This window comes from Micromonospora sp. NPDC047620, from assembly GCF_043205005.1.
GTDB lineage: Bacteria > Actinomycetota > Actinomycetes > Mycobacteriales > Micromonosporaceae > Micromonospora.
Window position 1 is genome coordinate 1 of record NZ_JBIDDG010000085.1, and the last position, 2,011, is coordinate 2,011.

Sequence of the window (2,011 nt, forward strand, 5' to 3'; positions counted from 1 at the left end):
GGCCAGGGCGGTGCGCAGGCGGGACACGACGGTGTTGAGGGTGTTGGTCGGGCGGGGCGAGTTGTGCTCTGGCCACAGCGCTTCGATTACCGTCTCGCGGGTCGCGCCGGCCGGGTGGACCGCGAGCAGGATCAATAGCTCGCGCTCGCGAGGCCGCAAGTTCCGGGTGATCTCGACCGGGGCGTCGTGGCCGCTCGGCCGCCACAGCACCCGCAACGGCCCGAACACCGTGACCGACAACACCGGCGCTGGTTCCCTCGGCACCGCCGCGTCTGCCTCGGGCATACCAGTGCAGACCGTGGCAGAGGCCCCGGGGCCGTCGCGGGTCGGGGCCGGACCCGCGCTCGGTGATCTCGGCTCGGACCGGGCGTCGCGTCCGGCCGCGCCGGAGGGGGGCAGGGATGCGGTGGGCCGCTGCGGCACCTCGGTTCTGGCGTTGTCCGCGTCGTGGCGGTTGCGGTGACCGGTACCCGCGCGGCCGGTGCCCGTGTTGGCGGGTGCCTCGGGTGGTGACCGGCGAGAGGCCGGGCTGGTCCTGGTATCCGGTGCCGGTCGCCCGGCCGGTGGCGGGCGGTCAGGCAGGTCGATCCGGTAGACCGTCGGCCGTGCCGCCGGGCGGGCGAAGAGGTGGCGCCCCGTCGCTGGGCTGGTGCGCGGGGTTCTGGTGGTTCGGGGTGTCGGTCGGGACGGGCGGAGTTGGGTGTCGATGGCGGTGGCGATGACGCGGGCGGCGGGCAGCAGATGGTTGCGGCGAGCCCAGGGGCGGGGTCGGCGAAGCAGCGTGGCAGCGGACGCTGAGTCGGCGGGCAGGCGCGCCATGACCGGGATCCCGAGAGCGGTCGCGTAGTCGCTGCCGGGGTGGGGGTCGATGAGCAGGACCGCCCGGCGGCGGCCGTGGGCGGTCAGCGCGAGGATCCGGTGCCGGGCATGGACCGGGTCGTCGCGGTCGGCGTGCACGACGAGCAGGCGAGCGTCGGCGTGGGTGAGGATCGAGGCGGTGACCGAGCCCGGCTCGGGGGCTCCGCAGTCGGCGAACACAGTGACACCGCTGGGGTTCCAGTCCCGGGGGTGGCTGTTGTCGTCAGCGGTGAGTAGCGCGGTGGTCCATGCGGCGCGGGGGCCCGAGTCGGGTCCGGGCGGCGAAGCGAGGAACGCGACCCCGCCGGGGAGGATCTGGGCGTGCTCGGTGAATGCCAGCGCTGTCGCGGGTGCGCCGGCGGAGGCGGCGCGGGCCATGCTCGCCAGCCCTCGATACGGGTCTGCTCCGGTCAGTGCGGCCAGTTGCCCGCCCTCGGGATCGGCTTCGACGATCACCGCGCGCTCGGGTCCGGGCCAGGTCCGCGCGAGCGCGACCGTGGTGGTCGTGACACCTGAGCCCGGCCCTACTCCGGCCACCGCGATGAGCAGCCCACGACCCGCACTACGGCGGAAAAGTGGTGCGCCCGAAGCCATCACAACCGCGGGCGAGCAGCGTCCGGGTCGCGCACCTGGGCGGGCGGCTTCATCCCTGCTCCTGAACGTGGCTGATCAGCAGGCCGCCACCGGGGGCGGGAGCTGAGACGGTGTTGATGACCTGGAGGTAGTCGACGCGGCGGCCGTCGGGGTGTAGCTCGGCGATGTGGGCGTTGGCGGTGTTGGTGGTGACAGGGGTGATCGCGACACAGTGCGTGGCGCCCAGCGGGATCGTGGCAATGCCTTCGGCCAGTCCCTGCTGGGTCATTCCGGCGTCCGGCGAAACGAGCGCCATGGCCTTCTCGGCATCCCGCGCGACGTAGTAGTCGAATTCGAAGGTGGCGATCACGCCCGCGATGGTGTCGGGTCTACCGGCACGACGGGTCACCACTGTTCCCGACAATCCCGCACACGGTTCGTCGCTCGCCGCCGCTGTGGTGGTCGTGGCGGGTGGGCCTGCGGTCGCGGAGACGCCGATGGCGCGTGAGCCGCTCTCGTGACTGCTGTGGGTGGTGGCGAGAATGCCCACGGTCACCGCGGCGAGGGCAGCGAGACCGGC

General features: G+C 73.3%; 2 protein-coding genes. Both read right to left on the bottom strand.

What is annotated here, in order from left to right; translation table 11 throughout:
• A partial coding sequence (locus ACGF5C_RS34285) for a helix-turn-helix domain-containing protein (protein ID WP_393308502.1) occupies positions 1-1,314 on the bottom strand: 1,314 nt, incomplete at its 3' end.
• A 187-nt stretch (positions 1,315-1,501) separates the two neighbouring features.
• Positions 1,502-2,011, bottom strand: a 510-nt coding sequence (locus ACGF5C_RS34290; protein ID WP_393308505.1) for a hypothetical protein, incomplete at its 5' end; no start/stop codon positions are given.